Origin of the sequence: Rapidithrix thailandica, from assembly GCF_039710355.1 — a bacterium.
Taxonomy (GTDB): domain Bacteria; phylum Bacteroidota; class Bacteroidia; order Cytophagales; family Flammeovirgaceae; genus Rapidithrix; species Rapidithrix thailandica.
This window is the reverse complement of sequence record NZ_JBDKWZ010000014.1, coordinates 164,649-184,983: the sequence shown is the minus strand read 5'-3', so window position 1 is coordinate 184,983 and position 20,335 is coordinate 164,649. Positions and strand designations below refer to the sequence as shown.

Below are 20,335 nucleotides of genomic sequence, written 5' to 3'. Positions count from 1 at the left end.
CCACCAGGTAGCTTAGCAAAGTCATACGAGCTTTATTTCCTTTTAATTCTTCCTGTAAAATTTCCACTAATGTTTTATCTTTATACTGGCTTGCCATCTTTATTATTTTTAGGTGTGGTAACTCAAAAATAACATATTGATGGCTTGCCTTTATTTTTTTGTCATGTACTTATATTTTTTGATTAATTTCAAGTTCTGATAGTGAAGTTTGAAAATGACCTGTATCATTTCCATGTGAGGTTATTTTCCCATTACGAATTTTAACATTTCCTGCAGCTTCAACATATTTTGCATTTCCTGATAAGAAATCATGACCTTTTCCAATTCTAAGTTCCCCAGATTCTGTTACAACATAATCATATTTACCAGATAAAGGTTTACCATTTTTAATCTCGATTTTTAATTTCCAATAAGGTGTAACTCCCTCTATTCCATCTATTGGTCCCCCTTTTGGGTTGCCTTGAACATCATGATGTATCTTATTTCTTATTCTTTGGCGAGGTTTTCTAACAATACCTTTACTTCCTGTTTTGAATTTATTAAAAGACTTAAACCCTCCATATAATCCGGGAAGCATCCCTAATAGTTGACCTTGTGTATAGGGATCTCCTTCAACAAAAGCCTTTTCTCCTGACTTATATAAGTCAGGTAGAGCAGTTAATCCAGTTGGGTCAATCGATTTTGTAATGGCCCATGTTCTTCCTCCTAGTGTTTTTTCAGCTTCTACATTTTTTACTTGAGTATAAGTTCTGTAAATAGGATCAATGATCAAACTATGACCATATGATTCTACAAAGCCAGCTGTTCTTTGAAGGCCAATTTTTGTTAATCCTTTGGATAAATCCTCAATTAGGAACCCAACTCCCAAAAACTCCTTCCCATCCAAGTCGATTCCATCAATCACCCGGTTCATCGCAAATGGATAAGGAGACCAGCTTGGATAATCAGCAGTCAACGGATCCACGGACAAAAACTTCCCAATCTCCGGGTTGTACAGGCGGAAGCCGTAATCCTGGATCAGGTGCTGGTTGCCGAAGTCCTTGTCGTTTTCCTTGCCGTTAAAGCCGTAGCGGTAGTTCTCATCCGAGTAGTTCCGCCCGGCCATTTGTTTGCCAAAGGGCGGACGGCTAGTTGGAAATAGTCCGAGGCACTTAACACTTCGGAGGCCCGGCGGTTGTCCTTGTATTTCACCCGGTCGGTGATCGTGGCTAAAACGTTGGACTAGGCGTCTGCCCCAAGGTGATTGCTCAGCTCATACTGGCGATGGCCCACGGCCAGCTCTCCGGCCTGGGGTTGGCTGGCTGCCGGCTGTCCTTCCGGTTGGATGGAGCGTCTGAACAGCCCTACCCGGCTGCTGCCGTAGACCGGTTGTTCGCTTACCTGTTTGGCCATTACATTGCCCGAGGTTTCTCCCGAGCTTCACCCGAGATTTCATCCGAAGCCCCCGTACATAGTGGGTCACCTTGGTGGTTGTGCCTACTTTCACTCCCTTGTACACCCGGTTGCCCGAGGCATCATAGCGGTATTCGGTAAAGTCTTCCCCTTTCACCACCTTGGCCACCTTGCTGTACACCGTCCATTCGATGCCTTCTATCAAATTGCCGATTTCAACTCTTCAAGGTTTGAAAAACCAAGCCTGTGCTAAAACTAAGCAGCATTTAATTAAGAAACCTTGAAGAGTTTTTACGTTCGTACTGACGGTGGCCCAAAACCAGCTCTCCGGCCTGGGGCTGGCTCTCTTCTGCTTGTCCTTCCGGTTGGATGGAGCGTCTAAACAGCTCTACCCGACTGCTACCGTACACGGGTTGTTCGCTTACCTGTTGGCCTTTGTAGATCGCCAGCACATTGCTCGAGCTTTCACCCGAGGTTCATCCTCTTGTACACCTTGCCCCCGACCGCCTTGATGATACTGTCCTTATGCTACTACTTTCTTTTGACAAAAATAACAGTCTTCTTTTGCGAGTACCATTGGCAGACAGCCCTGTTGGATTTTAGAGCAGGACTGGTGTAGACACACCTTTTAAAAACAAACCAACAGTGACTGCCTCTGGCCGCAAGGCGAGCCTAACTACAGACAGCTATGGCTGCGAAGGGAGGGTATGCTGGAAAGGAAAGGGTCCCATGGCTGGCATGAACGAAAGGAGTGGCAAAACAAGCCAGGTGACAGTTTTTGTTGTTGGCCTTTGCCCTAGCCGTTTTGGTAAAAAACTGGCACCTAGTAAAACAGGGATGGTATTGAACGGCCCTGTAGTGAATACATTGTTTCCTTGCTCGTGAGGGGGCAATCAAACCTCTCAAATTACTCCACCGTCTTTTTTATTTTTAAAGGGGTAATAATAAAATCAAAAACAATCAATAGAATAGCCATTAAAAAGAATTGATAGTATATGATGTTCCAAATCCAATTGTCTAAAAAGATATAATTTATGATACCATTTACTTCATTATGATCAATTTTGAATTTTATATTTAATAAAACAATAGCAGTGATAGATTTGACAGCAACAAATAGCATAATTGGTGTAATAAGCTTTATAATCCAGTGTTTTTTAATTCTAATGCTTAATGCAATTGAATAACCCAAAATAACCGAATGGAACATATAAGATATATTAATCTGAGTATTGGTTAAAAAACCTATTCCTACAGCTAATTTCACCCAATGGCTTAAGAGCATACATGCTATGAGGACAGCACCAATAAAAACCAAATGTAATTTCACTTGTTTAATTTTCACCTTCCCAATATCCTCCTGATTCATGCCCACGGAAGTCTTTTTTTCTATAAATATAAGTACCAAAATATTTTTTCCCAGTATATAATTCATAAGTCGCTGCGAATCTAACTAGTTGCCTATCATTATGACTTAAATCCTCAAAAGTTCCACCCATACTAAGTTGGTTAAGTATTTCCATAGTCAACCTTTTTTTTATTACAGAGAACTTAGAATCTATTTGTTCCATTGAATTATAATTTACAAATTTATCAAAATAAGTAAAATTCCAGGATTTAGCTTTAGTGCTATTGGGAAATGGATCATTCAGAACATCTCTTCTACCATTTGAAACATTTTCAATGGAATAAGTTTTTTCTGATGCATTAGATCCTGTTGAGCCTTGAATTGTTTTATAATCTTCACCTAATATTTCTACCACAGTCTGAACGTGATAAATATCTGTTGAAAATCCAAATTGGTACCAATTCCAAAGGACTAAATCACCTGCTTCAAGTTTATCAAAGCTTTTTTCAAGCAAAAAAACAGAATTGTTAAAAAAGTCAGAGGCGGCATAGGCATCCCCAACAGCTTTGGCTAGTTGCTGCCATGTCTGATATTGCATTAAATCATTATCAAACAAACGTAGTTCTACACTAGTATTACTCCCTTCTAAATGAAAGGGGAGTTGGTTATTATGAGCATATTCTATTAAAGACCGAGCTGCTAAATCTGCACAATCAATAGTAGAGCCATCTGTAAGATATTTTTGTAAGATTAATTGTGACTGAACTCTCCACCCATTCGCATATGTCATAGATGTTCCTGGAACAATATCTGTCCATTTGTGTTTAGACTCCCACTCGGTCCCATCAAGATCAATCCCATCAATCACCCTGTTTTCAGCAAAAGCATATGTTGAATTCCAAGGGTAAGAACTAGTCAGCGGATCCACTGACAAAAACTTCCCAATCTCCGGGTTGTACAGGCGGAAACCGTAATCCTGGATCAGGTGCTGGTGGCCGAAGTCCTTGTCGTTTTCCTTCCCGTTAAAGCCGTAACGGTAGTTCTCATCCGAGTAGTTCCGACCGGCCATTTGTTTGCTAAAGGGCGGACGGCTAGTTGGAAATAGTCTGAGGCACTTAACACTTCGGAGGCCCGGCTGTTGTCTTTGTATTTCACCCGGTCGGTGATAGTCGCCAAGACATTGGACTAGGCGTCTGCCCCAAGGTGGTTGCTCAGTTCGTACTGGCGGTGGCCCAAAGCCAGCTCTCCGGCTTGGGGTTGGTTGGCTGCCGGCTGTCCTTCCGGTTGGATGGAGCGTTTGAACAACCCTACCCGACTGCTGCCGTACACCGGTTGTTCGCTTACTTGCTGGTCTTTGTAAATGGCCATTACATTGCCCGAGATTTCATCCGAGGCACCCCGTATATAGTGGGTCATCTTGGTGGTAGTGACTATCATAAATATTCGATCAAAGCTGAACTATCTTAATTAAGGCCATTGAGATAAGACGTTTTCAACATTTTAATAAAACCCCTATCTTATTTCTGGTGTCCATTCTACACCTATTTTTTGCTGCTAATTACAAAAAAATCTTTGTTGAATCATCTGAAAGATCCTCTTCAATAATTTTTTTTATTCTCAAATTTTTATCAAAAAAAATCCTGATTTTATATATCCCAAAGATTCTTTCTATAAATGACAGAGTGTAGATAGAATCACCTGATACCTTATCTATGCTAATTCCTTCATAAGTAACCACATTTGGATAAGTGATTGGAAGTTCTTCATTATATAGGTCTTCTCCTATTTTCATATCGCTCAAGTCGAGTTCAGAGGAGAAAAAAACTTCATCTTCGAAATAGCCAATAATAAGAGAATTATTATTACATTTTTTGACAAGTACGCTATCTATAGACAAAAATGGGACTTTCGAGCTCCTTATTATTTTGTAACTATTGCCGTTATAACAAATACTATCAATAACTACTTCAAATTCTTCCTGTGACTCATTGTAAGAAAAAGGAACATCATATTTTTCAACATTACTATTTACATCACAATTATTACATGATACATGCAACTGTAATAATAGTAAATAATAAATTGACTTACGTATAAAAAAATCATCATTTATTATCACTTTTTTCTAACTCTTTTAGTTCATGATGAATCTTATTTGCAGGGGTTCCCTTATTAGGTTCAAATTTATAATCATTATAACCATCTCTTGTCATACTACTTCCATATTTTTCATGTTCATCTTTCACATTCTTAGCTACTTGCTCTAACCATAGCTCAATGTGAGCCATTAACTCATGATAATAGCTTTCAGCAGCATCATATTTACTCATATTATCCAAAATAGGTGACATTAGAATTACATGGACATTCCTATCTTCATTTTTGAGTTCTAATCCATCTATTTGATTAAGTACTTTTCGATCTAAAACTGCAATACCCCTCGTTTTTTAGACAGATTAGTTTTATTGTCTTTTATATATTGGATATCATCAAATTCAATTTCATCATTTCCAAAAAACCACGATTCGTCAATATTAAAATATCTTCCTCCAACATCTATCTTACTTTTATCATTAGAAATATCTCTTAAAGTTATTCCTCCTGCATTTATACTTCTTTGCTTAGTTCTACTTGAATAGGTTTGTAATTTATATTTCGATTGAACAAAATAAATATCATGTACTTTACTATTATTATATTTTTCATATAATTCTTTCCCTGATGGTGTTCTCAAAAAAGTCTCCCATGCTTCTTTTTGTTTTTCACTCCAGTTTTCATAGTTAACAAGAATAATTTCTTTTCCGTTAGGGTCAATAACCATTATTGGAGAATTGCCTACAAAACAATAAGTTGAAAGCATTGGATATTTAACTTCTAGAGGATCCCGACTTAACCATCTCCCAATCCTACCATCATAAATTCTGGCTCCAAAATCATAGTGCGTAAAATCATCTCCTTCCTTGTTAAAGCTACCATCCCCTTCCTTCCCGTTAAACCCGTAACGGTAGTTCTCATCCGAGTAGTTCCGACCGGCCATTTGTTTGCCAAAAGGAAAATAATCGGAAGCACTTAACACTTCGGAGGCCCGGCGGTTGTCCTTGTATTTCCCCCGGTCGGTGATAGTCGCCAAGACATTGGACTAGGCGTCTGCCCCAAGGTGGTTGCTCAGTTCGTACTGGCGGTGGCCCAAGGCCAGTTCTCCGGCTTGGGGTTGGCTCTCTTCTGCTTGTCCTTCCGGTTGGATAGTGCGTCTGAACAACCCTACCTGGCTGCTACCGTACACGGGTTGCTCGCTTACTTGCTGGTCTTTGTAAATGGCCATTACATTGCCCGAGATTTCATCCGAGACATCCCGTACATAGTGGGTCATCTTGGTGGTAGTGCCTACTTTCACCCCTTTGTACACCCGGTTGCCCGAGGCATCGTAGCGATATTCGGTAAAGTCTTCCCCTTTCACCACCTTGGCCACTTTGCCGTACACCGTCCGGTCGATTGGGGTTATGCCTTCAATTGATTTTCAAAGATACATTTTTCGAATATTTCGTTTATTTTATTTGTTTCGCTTGTATTACGTCCCTATTTTTGATACAAAACATAAAATAAACGATGGAACCCTTGTTAAAACGCACGACAAAAGAGGAGCAAAAAATTGCCCTTAGTGCTATATCGCAACTTGAAAACGCTTCGAATGCACTAAGAAAATCCCGTCAAAAGGTTGTGCATATCAGCATTCAGGAAACGAACGAACAGATTACGATACCCCAAAAAGCACTGTCTCTACTGGCGGTGATTTTGGCCAACATGGCTGAGGGTAAATCCATTACCATCATTCCCTCCAACTCTGAAGTCAGTACACAACAAGCTGCCGATATGTTAAATGTATCCCGGCCCCATTTAGTCAAGCTTTTGGAAACTGGGAAAATCCCTTTCAAAAAAGTCGGGAGCCACAGAAGGATTCAATTGCAAGATCTGATGAAATACGAACAGCAACTGAAAAGCGACAGAGAAAACCAACTTGATTTTCTGGCCAAGCAGGCTCAAGAATTAAATCTCGGTTACGAATGATACATTCCCCAAGATTTACCGTAGTACTTGATGCCTGTGTACTTTACCCTGCCCCGGTAAGAGACCTGCTTCTTTCCTTTGCAGCCGAAGGTTTGTTCAAACCTAAATGGAGTAATACCATACAGAGGGAATAGGTCAATAACCTTCTCAAAAACAGAAGGGATTTAAAACAAAAGTACCTCGTGAAAACCGTTGAAGCCATGAATAAAGCATTTCCAGATGCAACGGTCGATAATTTTGTGGAGTTGATCCCCAGCCTAAACCTACCGGATGAAAATGACAGGCATGTATTGGCATGTGCCATTAGAGGTAAGGCTGACCTAATTGCTACCTTCAACCTCCGGGACTTCCTCAAAAAGGCTATTGAAAAGTTTGATATCGAAGCCCAATCACCGGACCACTTGCTTGTGCAGTTAATAGACCTGAATACAGAGGTGGCTTGCAGGGCATTTCATTCAATGGTCAACAGGCTGAAAAACCCTACCAAAACTAAAAGCCAGGTAATAAATACATTAAAAAACTGTGGGCTGAGTCACTGTGCGGCAAGTTTGGAAACCCAATGTTCCAGCACCTTTAGGTAGTTATTACTCCGGAAAATAAACTTTAACAGAATTGAAAATATCGGTAATGATCCACCCAAAAAACCATCTAATTAACTCCAAGCAATTAATAAGATCAACCCTTCAAGATTTTTAATGAAATACAGCCTACCTCCACCCCCTTGTACACCCGGTTGCCCGAGATTTCACCCGAGGCATCATAGCGGTATTCGGTAAAATCCTCCCCCTTCACCACCTTGGCCACCTTGCCGTACACCGTCCATTCGATGCCTTCTATCAAATTGCCGATTTCAACTCTTCAAGGTTTGAAAAACCAAGCCTGTGCTAAAACTAAGCAGCATTTAATTAAGAAACCTTGAAGAGTTTTTACGTTCGTACTGCCGGTGGCCCAGGGTCAGCTCTCCGGCCTGGGGTTGGCTCTCTTCTGCTTGTCCTTCCGGTTGGATGGAGCGTCTAAACAGCCCTACCCGGCTGCTGCCGTACACCGGCTGTTCGCTTACCTGCTGGTCTTTGTAGATCGCCAGCACATTGCCCGAGGTTTCATCCGAGGTTCACCCGAGGCATCGTAGCGGTATTCGGTAAAGTCTTCCCCCTTCACCACCTTGCCGTACACCGTCCACTCGATTGGGGTTGTGCCTTCGTTGGTGGCTTGGGATAGGTATTTTAATGCCCGAGGAGCGGAAAGGACACTCTGATTGCTCCATCGAAGCATATGCGCAAAACTTTAAGGCAAAACAGGCTTTTATTCCTCTTAAAGGAAAAAGCCACTTCCTTGAGGTGGCTTTGGTTAATTTGCTTTTTTGTCAATTTAGGTCAAAAAATATATAAACCTTATAATTTTTAGTTGACATAACACTAAACTCTCTACTAATCAATCATAAAACGGCACGTGTTCTAAAACAGAAAGTATTAATAGCTTTTCGGGATAATTCAGATTAAGTAAAAAATTACTTTTGTCTATTTCCATAAATGCTAATTTCCCTTTGTTAACTCTTATTCCAACGTCATTTATTTTATTTAAAGATCCAAGGTTAAAATACTTTGCAAACCCAGATTGATCTATTGTTGTCAAAACTTCTTCATGGACTTTCTTACCATTAATATATATGGCTATCAAGTCATTATCAAATCCTTTTTCTATAAATAAATGTAATGAATCTTTTGATGGTTGATTAACACTTTCTTTAAAAGGCAAGCGATCACTTTCATCGTGATAATTTATACAAACGTTATATAGTTCTCCACTAAATGAATGCTCCTCTTTATTTTTGTTAAAATTACAAGAAACAAGGATTTGACATATTAAAAACAAGAATAATCTATACATCAGTTTTGTTTGTCTTTAGGTTTCGGTACTAACTTACTTTTTTCTTCTATAAATTCTTTACGCCTTTTAGTTGTTTTATTAAACCTTCCTGCATTACTTGGTTTTTCACCAGCCACTATCTTAAATACCTTCTTAATTTGTTGAATATTTATATTTGTACCAGAAGTCTGAACACTCTGTCTCAAAAGGTTTTCTCCATCTAAACTAAATTCTTCAGAGTCTTCATGTCTGAGTCCTAACCCATGACCTACCTCATGCGAACCAGTTCTATATAACTCTTCAAATTTATCCCCTTCATCTATACGCACCTGAAACCTATTAAAATCAGTATTTCCAATCCAATAATCGGAATTTTCTCCATTTCCTCCAGTCCAACCAGCAGACCACTTACTTTTTTTACCTCCCTTATCTACAATGGATACATAGTCTAAATAGAAATCGTTTGATTCATTTTTAATGTTATTATCAAAACTCGCTTCGTTGTTTAATTTAAGATTTACTATTGTTTCATAGTACGTATTTTCTGATAAATCAAATGCCTTCAGCCTTTGTTCTAACAACTTCTTTACCCCTTTTGCAGCCTGCATGATTGTTTTGTTTGAAAAATTAGTAGTTGAGTTTTTAACATCTAAATCAATTATCAGTGTCAAGGTAGTAGAACCATCATTATTAGATTTAGTATTAACCCAAGCTTCCAATCCATCTAAATCTATAGCGTAAATTGGTGTATTCGATGCAAATTGATATGGAGTCAACTCAGGATAACTCTTAGTCAACGGATCCACGGACAAAAACTTCCCAATCTCCGGGTTGTACAAGCGGAAGCCGTAATCCTGGATCAGGTGCTGGTTGCCGAAGTCCTTGTCGTTTTCCTTGCCGTTAAAACCGTAACGGTAGCTTTCATCCGAGTAGTTCCGCCCGGCCATTTGTTTTCCAAAAGGAAAATAATCGGAAGCACTTAACACTTCGGAGGCCCGGCGGTTGTCCTTGTATTTCACCCGGTCGGTGATCGTAGCGAGTACGTTGCCGAGATGGTTGCTCAGTTCGTACTGGCGATGGCCCAGGGCCAGCTCTCCGGCCTGGGGTTGGCTCTCTTCTGCTTGTCCTTCCGGTTGGATGGAGCGTCTGAACAGCCCTACCCGGCTGCTGCCATAGACGGGTTGCTCGCTTACCTGTTGGTCTTTATAAATCGCCATTACATTGCCCGAGGCATCCCGTACATAGTGGGTCATCTTGGTGGTAGTGCCTACTTTCACCCCCTTGTACACCCGGTTGCCCGAGGCATCGTAGCGGTATTCGGTAAAGTCTTCCCCCTTCACCACCTTGGCCACTTTGCCGTACACCGTCCATTCGATCCGGTCAATGCCTTCGTTGGCGTCTTTTATCAAATTGCCGATCTCATCGTATTCATAAGCCCAGTTACCGCTCTGCTGCCCTTGGGTCAATGCCCCGATCTCGGCGGTAAAGTCCCCTCCGGCTTCTATTTCAAAGTCGGGCAGGAGCTCCAAGGACCGACCGGCTTTGTATTGGAAGCTCTCCCCGCTGGCCACCTTGGCCTGTTGCTGTAAGGTGATGTATTGGTAGTTGTACTGCTGGTTTTGCAAGGGGCTGTTGCCCTGCACCCAGCTCTCCTGCCACTCCGTCTCGTCCGAAGTGGCAAAGCCGATCCCCAACAGACGGTTGCTCAGCAAGTGACCGTTGCCGTCCCGCTGGTACTGGTAGTTGTACTCCGTGGTCTTCACATTTGTTCCCGGGGTCTCCCGGCGCATCAGCTGCAAGAGGTTCCCGTTGGCATCGTAGCGGTAGTCCGCATCGTAAGCTCCCAGCTGGGTATGCGTCCGGCTTTCCCAAGCGCTATTCGCGGCATACTCGCTCAGGCTCCGCGCCTTCCTGATCCGGTTCAACTGATCGTAGCGGTAGAGCATGGCCTGCAAGCCTTTGCCCGCATCCTGTTGCTGCCTACCGATTTCCGGCAGATCGGTCACCATCCAGGAAATATTCCCGTTGTACAAGCCCCGTTGGGTCTGGTACATGGTTTTGTAACGGCTCCAAAGCTGGCTGCCGTCCGCCCCCTGGCTCAGGTCCAACCCGATGGGCTTGTAATCCCCTTCAAAATAACCCAGGCTGTAGGCAAACTCATCCGGGGCAAAAGGGCTCTGGGCCGCTCCGTCCTGACCGGGATCTCCGGCCGGGTCGCCCACCCGGTTTACCCCTTTGATCCAGCCCTGCAGGGTATAGTAGTAGTCCAGTCCCTGCACGCTGTATTCGCCCAGGCTCACCCGGGCCAGAGGACCGTGGGCATAGTATTCGTACCCCGCCTCTTTCTGCCAGACAAAGCGGTCGGTAGAGGTCTCCACCGAGATGATCCGGTTGTCGTCATCGTAGCGGTAGCGGTGGGCAAACTGCTCGGCTTCCCCGTATTGGTAGAAGACATAGTTCACGTTGCCGCTCACCAGGTCGTATACATAATCCGTGCGCTTGGCCCCCAGGTCTTGCAGATCCTGTAACAAGGCGCGCACATTGCCGTGCTCATCGTAGTCGTACAAGGTCAAAGAGCTGCGGGTCTGCCCGTCTTCCAGGGTCTCTACCCAGGCCACCCGGTTGCGCAGGTTCTGTTGGGTAAAGTTATAAGGCGTCTCCCCAGCCGCCTGTTCCCGGGCCTTGTCGTAATGCGTACGGGTCATTTCCGTCAGGGCATAGTCCACAGAGCCAGCCAGAGGATACAGAGAAGTCCCGTTTTCGTCCGTCTCGTTCAAAGCGGCTACGACAGCCGGGTCAAAAATTCCGGCCGTGGCCTCTTCCAGTTGCCCCACCTCCAGGATACGACCGTGGGCATCGTAACGGGTATAAGAGTAATGGTTGTTCGCTTTTTGCTTGGCGTTCTGCGAGAAGCGCAGTTGCCCCTTGTCATCGTACCAGAAACGGCTGCTGCCCCCGTCCGGGGTATTTTGCCAGACCAGTTGGCCCAAGGAGTTGTACTGGTAGCGCGTCTTCAGCCGGTGGGCCGGATAGATCTCCGGCAAAGTTTGGCCCTGTTCGCTGGCACTCACCAGTTGGTTCACTTCCGCAGCAGACAACACTTCCACCCCTTCCGGAGGCACCGTCTGGGTCAAGCTCCCCGATTGGTCGTAGTAGTACAGGGTGTAGTGGTATTCGCTGGGCGTATAGGTATATTGAAAGCTCTCTTGTAAGTTGGCCAGGCACTGCGGGGCAAAATCCCGGGCGATCAACGAGAGCTTTTCTTCCAGGTAGCGGTTGACCACTTCTACTTTGGTAATTTCCCCTTGTGCAATCACCTCGTTTTGACAAGCTACTAATTGCTCCTCTTCCAACTGCGCCAGCGTCTTATCCGTCAGTAGTTTCAACCCAAACGCATCTTCATTAAATGTATAATCCGTACAAATACCTTGTGAGACTTCCACTAATGAGGTTTGAAGCGTTAATTGAGGTAAATCCGAATTGGTAATCTTACACAGATACAACCCAACATCTTCGGGCGAAAAACCGGGAATATAACAATTGGCATCCTCCTTTTTAGGGGTAGGGAACAGGGCTACCGGTACTCCATTCGAATTTAGTTTGAACCATTGGTAATGGATATTGGGAACTGCTTGATCCGCATCAATCGTTAATATCAAAGATCTCCCTTCCCCAATCAAATACTCCGATTGCTCTTTGGGCAATTGGATTTCCCCTTGATTATTATAATATAAATATCCAATACTCGAAAAATTAACTTTTGAATTATACAGGTCTTCAAATGTCAGATGGTTACTTCTAAGGTAGAAGTGTGATAACTTTGTAAGGTTTTCTAATACAGGAAGGCTTGTGAGTTGGTTCTTATCCAGTAATAAATATTGCAACTCAATTAAGTTCCCTATTTCCTCGGGAATACTTGTGAGTTGGTTTTCATTTAAGTATAAATATCGTAACTCAATTAAGTTTCCTATTTCCTCAGGAAGGCTGGTGAGTTGGTTAACATACAAATATAACTCGCGTAACTTAGTTAGGATGCCTATTTCCTCAGGAAGACTGGTAAGTTGGGTATTTGATAAGTTTAATCTTTCTAAATTAAGCAAGCTGAGTAGCTCTGTTGGAAAAACCGATAAGGAATTATCAGACAAGTTTAATACACGTAACTTAATTAAGTTTATAAACTCCTCAGGAAGGCTGGTGAGTTGGGTATTTGACAAATGTAATCCCACTAAATCAAGCAAGCTAAGTAGCCCCTTAGGAAAAACTGATAAGGGATTATCAGACAAGTGTAAAGACTGTAACTTAGTTAGGCTTGCTATTTCCTCAGGAAGACCGGTGAGTTGGGTATTTGTCAAGTTTAATAGTTTTAAATTAACCAAACTAAGTATTTCTGTTGGAAAAACTGATAAGGGATTATCAGCCAAGGATAATTCATATAATGTAGTTAAGTTTATGAATTCCCCAGGAAGACTGGTGAGTTGATTATTCGCCAAGAATAACCTACCCAAACGAGTTAGGTTTATAATCTCACCAGGTATACTGGTAAGCTGATTTCCGCTCAGGTTTAAGTATTGTAAACCTGTTAGGCTTATTATTTCTTCAGGAAAGCTTGTGAACGAGTTTTTTCCCAAGTTTAATATTCTTAAATTATTAGATAGGTTTACGATGTTCTCAGGAAGACTTGTGAGACCGTTACCATATAATTGTAATTCATGTAAACTCGATAGGTTTCCTACTACTTCAGGAAGACTGGTGAGTTTGTTCTCATTCAACTCTAATACCTGTAACGAAGTTAACCCTTGAATCTCATCAGGAATACTTGTGATATGATTATGAGACAAGTATAATTTTTTTAAATTCTTTAGACGCCTTATCCTTGCAGAAAGTGGTCCGGTTACTCCCATCCACCTCAAATTTATCGTAATCACATCCCCTCCTTCACTAAGGGTAACACCGTACCATGAATCGTCAAGTCTTGTTTTAAACGTTCCGTCCGCATTTTTCCATCGCTTACTCTCCGGTACCTTATCCCAATTCCAAAGGTCTCCATTCATTTCAGTGTACAGGTTGATCAAAGCCCTTCGTTCAAACCCAAACCAATCACCCAACTCATTGGCAGTAGAAGTCTCTAGTAATGCCTCCGAGGAAAACTCCGTTGTTTGGGTAGATGAATTCACTAACTCAGGTTGCCCATCTGCTTCAACAGACGCTTTGCGGGCGGTCATATCCTGTTGCTGAATTGCAATGTACTTTGCTTTCAGTGTTGCGTCCGGTTCTGTGAGCGGGGCTAATACACAGCCTCCCTCCATTGCATTTTCAATGGCAATATCCTCCAGCACCCCACACTCGCCCAGCAAGGCTTTTAAAGCGTCCAGCTCTCCGGAGTTGAGGTCTTCCTGCCGGATAATTCCCGGAAGCACGGCTCCTGCTCCTCCGGCTTCCCGTTTCTTTTGAAAGTAGAGAATCAATTCCGCTTCTACCTCTGCACGGTTCGCCTCGGTTACCGCCTCACATTCTTCCATAAAGTGTAAGGTGTATGCTTGAGCCCGGCTTTCGTCGTCTTTTTGATCCTGCTCTTCTGTGGTTCCTCCTTGTTGCTCACTCAGCTGTTCATCCAGCCAAGCGTCCGTCTGATCCGGTTTTAACTCAAACATCGCCAGGTCCGCCCGGAACTGATTTTTGAGACCTTCACAATTCAGTACCACTCCCTGGTATTGCAAGTCGCCCTGATCAATGAGTTTGCTTATTAATTTCCGTCTATACATTAAGTACAGGTTGCGGTACATATCCAGGCTCTGTTTGTCATAATCACTGACAGCCGTTTCCAGGTACAGGATATGTTTCCCTCCAGCAGGGTCATGCTCATAGTTTTGATTGACAAAAAAGGCTTTGCCTGCCTGAGTCGCTCCTGCCGGATCTGTGATCCCCGCCAACGTTCCCGAGAGGGTAAGGGTTTCCGAGACTTTAATTTCAATCTGATTGAGGCTCTGCTCCATCTCTCCTTTCCAGGCATACCCTGCTCCTCCTTGCTGAAAGAAAGGATCGTTGGTCCAAGGCAAATAGCCTTTGTTTTGGGCCGCTGTCAAGGTCGTCACTGTGTACAGCTTACCTTCCCAGGTTTTGCTTTCCTCCATCAAATTGCAATACAGGTATTCACAATATGAAGGGTCTTGTTGAACGGCAGTTTCATCTACTTGTCCGTTGGCATCAGTGTATTTGGCCTGTATTCTAGCCAGTACATTTCCACATTCCTGTTGAACAAAATCGCCCAGCGCCTCTTCAAGATATGCCTCCTCCTCTTCTTCCGTGAGACTGTCCGGTGCACAATATTGTGTAGCCTCATTGGTAGCCTGATCAATTTCGTTTTTCAACTCATTGATTTCTACAACGTATTTCTCTTCCATCCGGGTGCGAAGTTCCTCGTAGCGGGTATCCCGCAACACCAACTCTTTGGTCAGGGTGTATTCCCCGGCATCCCCCAGGCAAGCGGCAAACTGCAAGGTCTGACTCCCCAAGGGACTCTCACAGGTGGCCAACAGGTCTTCAATCACAATCTCCTGCTGTGCAGGAATACTCCCTCCGCAACTGCTCGCCCCAGGATACAAATCCACCGGAACTCCTCGAACGTTGGTGATCCGGATCTTCAAATCGTAGATACAGTCCTGACATACCGGTTCCTCCCCGGCTTTCACCTCAAAAGAGGCCGCCTCTGCCGACATGTCATACTCAAAATGATAGGTAGTCGGAGCCACGTTCAGGATTTTATGATACAACACTGAGCCCTGCCCTCCCTTCCGGTTGTTGGCCATCAGGCTGACGGTCATTGCTTCGTTTTGAGCTTTGGCTTCCTCGTAACTCTCCAAGCCGTCCATGCCTGCCGGGGGATCCCCGGCCAATGCCGTAGCTATCGTCCTTCCTTCCTGATCGGTATAGCTAATGCTGCTCTGCCCGTTGGGATCCACCACCATGTTTTTCCGGTAATGGGAAGCATGCCCCACATTGCCACCGAACAAGCGGTACAGCTCCGCAGCCGCAGCCCCTCCGTAGAAATAACGGGTCGTGCGATTCACATCGTGATCCGTTTTAAACACCTCTCCTACCCCCGACTGGGCCCGTACCCGGCCGGTATTGTCCAAGGTGTAGACGGCCTGGGTATAGGGAAAACCTTCCGCATCGGGAATGTAATCGCGGAATTTCGAAGTGCCGGGATTGTTGGGTGAATAGTACCGGCTGGCCCCCTTGGCAGGATCCAACGGGCTGTTGTATTCGATATCGTTGTCGTAATGGTAAGGGTGGACGGGATCGGTACCCACCACGGCGGCTACTTCCGGGTCGATGCCCGTACTGGCAAAGCCGTTGAAGTCCGGACGGAAATTCAGGGAGTTGTCCCCGGCCGGTACCGGCAAGATGTTCACCGAGGCCCGGCCTTCAAAATCGTACATACTCTCCGCCACCAAGGTCTGCCCGATCGAGTTCAGGTTGGTCACCGTCTGCCGGCTGCGCAAGCTGCCGTCATAATAGCTGACTACCTGTTTGCTCTTACCCGCTTCCGCATAAGTGCTCACCCCTTGCCAGTTCAGATCCGGTTGAGGATTGTCAATCGCTAAAAAGGCCCATTCGGGTAGTGAGTCCAAAGGTTCCTCACAATGGTACAGCCAGTTTCCGGTGATGCGATGGTGACGGTTTTGAGAATAGTAGGTAGCCCCCCGCACCCGGAAATACAAGCGGCCTTTGGGATACACCGGGCGAAAGCGATAGTCCATCCGGCCCACCGTCACCCGGGTAGCCGCTTCAAAATCACCCTGTTCGGCAGTATGAGGCTTTTCATTCCCCTGCTCATCGTACAGGGTTTCCAAATACAACCACTCAAGGTCATATTCCAGGGCCCCGGGCATCTCCGGCCAGCTCAAACGCAGCTCCCCATCGGTATACAACAAATCGATATTGGCTGTAGCCGCGTCAAAGCCCGGAGGGGTATCGCTCAGCTGTCCGGAAGGAAAACGCAACACTTTCAGACTGAAATCATCCGGATTAACCGTTCCTTCCGCAGTCGTAGTTTTGAATCGCACCCGGTAATTTTCACTGCAACGGATCTCCTGGTCGTAAAACACCGTAGTGACATACACTTGCGGGCTTTGACTCACTGTCAAGACCTGAGAAAAAACCTCGGTAGTGCCCAAGCCGTCCACAGCGGGCTTCTCCAGCGCAAGCTCTACACTCAGCGCTTGCCAATCTGAAGCCGAGCGGGGAGTGTATTCCAACTGAAATGCCACACGGTATTGGTCTGTGGTACAAGTCTCATAGACCAACCAGGCATCCCCCTCATTCAAGGCAGACAAAAGCCGGGCTTGTTGATGGTCGCTTTCCGGGCCAAAGCCGTCCCGCTGAACCTGTAAGGCAGCCGGAGGAACGGTCTGTTGGCCTACTACCAACCCCGGCAAGGTAAATACAAAGAGGAGTGTACTAAATAAAAATGTAGTAAAATGACGCATCACGATCGGGTGATTTAAGCGGTTATTGGGATAATTTTTTAATTTTCAAGGATGACACTCCTTGCCAGTAATTTTTTCACACAAAAAGTAAAAAAGCCTGGTTTTCACTTTTCAATGGACCACACGGTATTGAGCGTATTGCCTTGCCGGTTCCAGACCTTCTTTTGTCTGGCGGACAAAGCGCGTTTCGGAAAACAAATTGCCCGCAAACTGTGGCCGGGTCTCAAAGCGCTTGTATTCGATCTCCACTTCCTGGCTCTCACCGGTGTACAAGGCATTGTAGCGATACCGTACCCGGTGCACTTTTCTAGCATCGGCCGAAAGGTACAAGTCCGTTTGACTGATCTGCCCCCCGGGTTGCTCCAGACGGTAGTGCTTCCAACCCTCCGGGCTCTTTCCCTTATATTCGATGTGTTCGTACTGTGCCAAAGCACTGTCCAACATCGTTTGTAGCAGTTGCTCTTGTCCCGGAGACTGAAGTGCTTCCCCTTGTTGTTTCTGACAGAAAATTACTTTGCGCTCATGGGTCACTGTAATTTTATATTGGGTATTGACCAGCAATTCCATTTTGCCCATGTCGTAATAAAAGTTCTTTCCGTCTTTGTGCATCTTGAAACGCTGTACGGCTTCCGGCTGGCTCTTCCCCTCCGGATAAACAGATACTTCCAAATCGATCAGCACTTTGTCCAAATCGGCAAAAGTCGCTTGCAGTTGCGCCAAGTCCTTGCGGGCATCCTGGGCTATCAAAGCCGTACAATTCAAAATACCCAGCAGTAAAAATACTTGGACCCCTTTTCCAAATGATTTCATTGTAAGCAATTGAGCTAAATTATTATTTCTTTTCATCAGTTATCAATCCCCAAACACTTCAAGGTTTCCATCAACCTCGAAGAGTCGAACGTATTAATTTCCTTGTGGCACCTGATAAGAATGTGCTTCCTGTACGGTGACAATCCCCCGGGCCGTTTCTTTTTTCACGATCTTCAACCCACCTTCCTCATCGTAATAGTACAAGGTGGCAAAATTGTTCGGGTCCAGTGTCGCTTTCAAGCGGTAGTTTTCCGGATCGTATACATACGTTTGCATGCTTCCATTGGCTGGAAATAAACGTATATCATCGTAATAGGCAGTTTTCCCCCCAGCGCCCGGGTGAAAGGTCAACATGAGTTGAGCTTCTTTTTCCTCCGGAAAAGTAAACTCCGCCTCTACCTGTTGCCAGCCTTCAATGATTGGTCCTTTGGGAACGGCTTTTATTTGTTCTTGACTACTACTTTTTTCAAAACTTACCGTTATGCCTAGCCTGCCAGCCAATTCATCACTTTCCGGTTGCTCCTCTCCCACAGATACCCAAGCATTCAGTAGGTATTTTTTATTTCTTTGAAGTTCCAACTGGTCTTGAATAAACCCTTGCTCTCGACTTATGATCAAGCTTTTTTGACCGGTATGGGCATAAGCCCCACGTATATCTCGGTTGTCTACTACCCAAACTTCTTCAAAAGGATACTCTTCAAGATCACTTATATCACTATCATTCAATTCCAAATACCTTCCTTCGGTGTCTTCCCCATATTCGTTCTTAAAAGTTATTGGCCAATCTACTAATTTCATCACATTTACAACCTTGTAATAAGATTGATCAGATACCCTATATTTAATCAGTAGATTTAAATCAGACATTTTATCAAATTCATCTGATGAACCGATTACATTCATCTCTATATATCCTTTGTCTTTTTCATCTTCTACTATATTATATCCTTTATAATGGGCATTATATGTTTGAAAGGGTGTCCTGTTCACAGGAATTTGAGTTTCCAACCAACCTTCCCAATACGACAGTTGATGAAGCTTCTCTTCTTCCAGCCTCACCAAGGTTGTATTTTCAGGGTCTTCCGGATTAGGAATTTTGCAACTAACTACTACTTTTTCCCAAGCAGAGGGCAATATAGCTTCCTCCATACTTCCAGGGTAAGTTTGGCATAAAACATCCACTTCATTCAAAAAATCCAATTCATCCACAGGAAGATTAATTACTGCCGTTTTTCCCGAAGCTCTTGATACTTTTATCCTCTTGGTAGTATAAACAAAAGGTGTACGGGTAGAAAAATGTCCTGTATTTTCTCCGGTTTCAAAACTTGTAAAGAGCATCTCTTTATGCCGGGTATTGGCTCCCACGGCTATGGGTAAGTGATCCTGGTAACCGTACAAGGCAGCCGAATAGCGACCCAAGACATCCATATTTTCCAACTCATAGCCTGAGGGGCTGTACTTGGTAATCGTATTGGCTCGCAGCCATTTACGCACCGTATGGGTGCTTGGGGTATTCCATACAAAACTTTCCAAAGAAAAAGTACCATCACTGCTAAGGTTTACCTGCCCGGTAGCGGATGCTATATTTTGATAATTGCGTTCCTGCCGGTAAGCATAAGAAGAAGAAGGTCGCCAAACTCCTTTTCTACCGTTAAAATACGGATGGCGATCCGAACTTTTATCAACCGGCCAGGTATCACTATAGGTCACCACAGAGGCCGAAAGCACATTCGATATATTTACTCCCTGAGCTACTGGCAACGTTGGAGGAGGTTGTACCCCTTCGGCAATAATCTCGTCTTGCGTATAGCATTTTACTCCATCTATTAACCACATTTTCACCTTATATTTCCCCGGTGCGCAAATATCCGTACTGCGCTGTGTCGAAATAAGGTCCTCATTCGGTCCATAGTACCATTCAAAACGGTAATCATCCGGATTACTATTGGGGTGGGTAGGAGTAGCGGTTAATTTATAGGTTTCCGTATTTTGACTAATTGATACTTCTGATATAGGGCATTTTACTTCGTATTCTGTTGACCAAATTTTCCATAAATCATTACCACACCTTACCATAAATTCCAAATCATGGATACCTATATCTTCTTCTGTCCAAGTGATATCCAATCCAGTGTTATTTCTACTTATCACTTTTGAATCTAAATACCATATGAACTCTCGCTCATCATCATCTACCTCATCACACCATCTTGCTTCCATAACACAGTCTATAAGCTGCCAGCTGACACTGAAACTAGTTGAAGATCCAACATACCCTAACTTATCTGGGGTGGCTCCAGTATAGTCAGGAAAGTTTTCAAAACAATCACATTCAATACAATTGGAAGATGTTTGTTGCCCTATA

General features: G+C 44.0%; 18 protein-coding genes. 2 read left to right on the top strand and 16 right to left on the bottom strand.

The window, feature by feature from the left end; all coding sequences use genetic code 11:
• Nucleotides 1–169: 169 nt before the first annotated feature.
• The 10 genes from AAG747_RS21760 to AAG747_RS21715 all read right to left on the bottom strand — a co-directional run bounded on the left by AAG747_RS21760 (nt 170) and on the right by AAG747_RS21715 (nt 6,221).
• Entirely contained in the window at nt 170–1,186 is a 1,017-nt protein-coding gene (locus AAG747_RS21760) for an RHS repeat domain-containing protein (protein WP_346823347.1), read from the bottom strand.
• A 35-nt stretch (nt 1,187–1,221) separates the two neighbouring features.
• Nucleotides 1,222–1,392, bottom strand: coding sequence for a hypothetical protein (locus tag AAG747_RS21755; RefSeq protein ID WP_346823344.1), 171 nt, complete (start codon nt 1,390–1,392; stop codon nt 1,222–1,224).
• Between the two features lie 266 nt (nt 1,393–1,658).
• A complete protein-coding gene (locus tag AAG747_RS21750) occupies nt 1,659–1,844 on the bottom strand; it encodes a hypothetical protein (RefSeq protein WP_346823343.1) in 186 nt (61 codons plus the stop codon).
• A 455-nt stretch (nt 1,845–2,299) separates the two neighbouring features.
• The gene (locus AAG747_RS21745; protein ID WP_346823342.1) at nt 2,300–2,761 is read right to left on the bottom strand and encodes a hypothetical protein; all 462 of its coding nucleotides are present in this window, start codon (nt 2,759–2,761) and stop codon (nt 2,300–2,302) included.
• The gene (locus AAG747_RS21740; RefSeq protein ID WP_346823341.1) at nt 2,727–3,809 is read right to left on the bottom strand and encodes an RHS repeat-associated core domain-containing protein; all 1,083 of its coding nucleotides are present in this window, start codon (nt 3,807–3,809) and stop codon (nt 2,727–2,729) included. The genes AAG747_RS21745 and AAG747_RS21740 overlap by 35 nt, the downstream gene beginning before the upstream one ends.
• Before the next feature lie 116 nt (nt 3,810–3,925).
• Nucleotides 3,926–4,177, bottom strand: a complete 252-nt coding sequence (locus AAG747_RS21735; RefSeq protein ID WP_346823340.1) for a hypothetical protein — start codon at nt 4,175–4,177, stop codon at nt 3,926–3,928.
• 121 nt (nt 4,178–4,298) lie between these two features.
• Nucleotides 4,299–4,859: a hypothetical protein gene (locus tag AAG747_RS21730; RefSeq protein WP_346823339.1), complete on the bottom strand. Its 561-nt coding sequence runs from the start codon at nt 4,857–4,859 to the stop codon at nt 4,299–4,301.
• Complete coding sequence (locus tag AAG747_RS21725) at nt 4,846–5,070, bottom strand: hypothetical protein (RefSeq protein WP_346823338.1); 225 nt, start codon at nt 5,068–5,070, stop codon at nt 4,846–4,848. The genes AAG747_RS21730 and AAG747_RS21725 overlap by 14 nt, the downstream gene beginning before the upstream one ends.
• 92 nt (nt 5,071–5,162) lie before the next feature.
• Nucleotides 5,163–5,816, bottom strand: coding sequence for an RHS repeat domain-containing protein (locus AAG747_RS21720; protein WP_346823346.1), 654 nt, complete (start codon nt 5,814–5,816; stop codon nt 5,163–5,165).
• A gap of 63 nt (nt 5,817–5,879) precedes the next feature.
• On the bottom strand, nt 5,880–6,221 hold the full coding sequence (locus AAG747_RS21715; protein WP_346823337.1) for a hypothetical protein: 342 nt from the start codon (nt 6,219–6,221) through the stop codon (nt 5,880–5,882).
• A 125-nt stretch (nt 6,222–6,346) separates the two neighbouring features.
• Between AAG747_RS21715 and AAG747_RS21710 the strand changes: the two genes are divergently transcribed.
• Complete coding sequence (locus tag AAG747_RS21710) at nt 6,347–6,805, top strand: helix-turn-helix domain-containing protein (protein ID WP_346823336.1); 459 nt, start codon at nt 6,347–6,349, stop codon at nt 6,803–6,805.
• 200 nt (nt 6,806–7,005) lie between these two features.
• Nucleotides 7,006–7,386, top strand: coding sequence for a VapC50 family PIN domain-containing toxin (locus AAG747_RS21705; protein WP_346823335.1), 381 nt, complete (start codon nt 7,006–7,008; stop codon nt 7,384–7,386).
• A 94-nt stretch (nt 7,387–7,480) separates the two neighbouring features.
• On the opposite strand, the gene AAG747_RS21700 is transcribed toward AAG747_RS21705, so the two are convergent.
• The 6 genes from AAG747_RS21700 to AAG747_RS21675 all read right to left on the bottom strand — a co-directional run bounded on the left by AAG747_RS21700 (nt 7,481) and on the right by AAG747_RS21675 (nt 20,190).
• Nucleotides 7,481–7,645 (bottom strand): hypothetical protein, encoded by a 165-nt coding sequence (locus AAG747_RS21700; protein WP_346823334.1) that lies wholly within the window; start codon nt 7,643–7,645, stop codon nt 7,481–7,483.
• Nucleotides 7,646–7,706: 61 nt separating this feature from the next.
• On the bottom strand, nt 7,707–7,892 hold the full coding sequence (locus AAG747_RS21695) for a hypothetical protein (RefSeq protein ID WP_346823333.1): 186 nt from the start codon (nt 7,890–7,892) through the stop codon (nt 7,707–7,709).
• A 344-nt stretch (nt 7,893–8,236) separates the two neighbouring features.
• On the bottom strand, nt 8,237–8,692 hold the full coding sequence (locus AAG747_RS21690) for a hypothetical protein (RefSeq protein WP_346823332.1): 456 nt from the start codon (nt 8,690–8,692) through the stop codon (nt 8,237–8,239).
• Entirely contained in the window at nt 8,692–17,160 is an 8,469-nt protein-coding gene (locus tag AAG747_RS21685; protein WP_346823331.1) for a leucine-rich repeat domain-containing protein, read from the bottom strand. The genes AAG747_RS21690 and AAG747_RS21685 overlap by 1 nt, the downstream gene beginning before the upstream one ends.
• A gap of 111 nt (nt 17,161–17,271) precedes the next feature.
• Nucleotides 17,272–17,970: a LolA3 family protein gene (locus tag AAG747_RS21680; RefSeq protein ID WP_346823330.1), complete on the bottom strand. Its 699-nt coding sequence runs from the start codon at nt 17,968–17,970 to the stop codon at nt 17,272–17,274.
• A gap of 93 nt (nt 17,971–18,063) precedes the next feature.
• Nucleotides 18,064–20,190, bottom strand: a complete 2,127-nt coding sequence (locus AAG747_RS21675) for a hypothetical protein (protein WP_346823329.1) — start codon at nt 20,188–20,190, stop codon at nt 18,064–18,066.
• Nucleotides 20,191–20,335 lie beyond the last annotated feature (145 nt).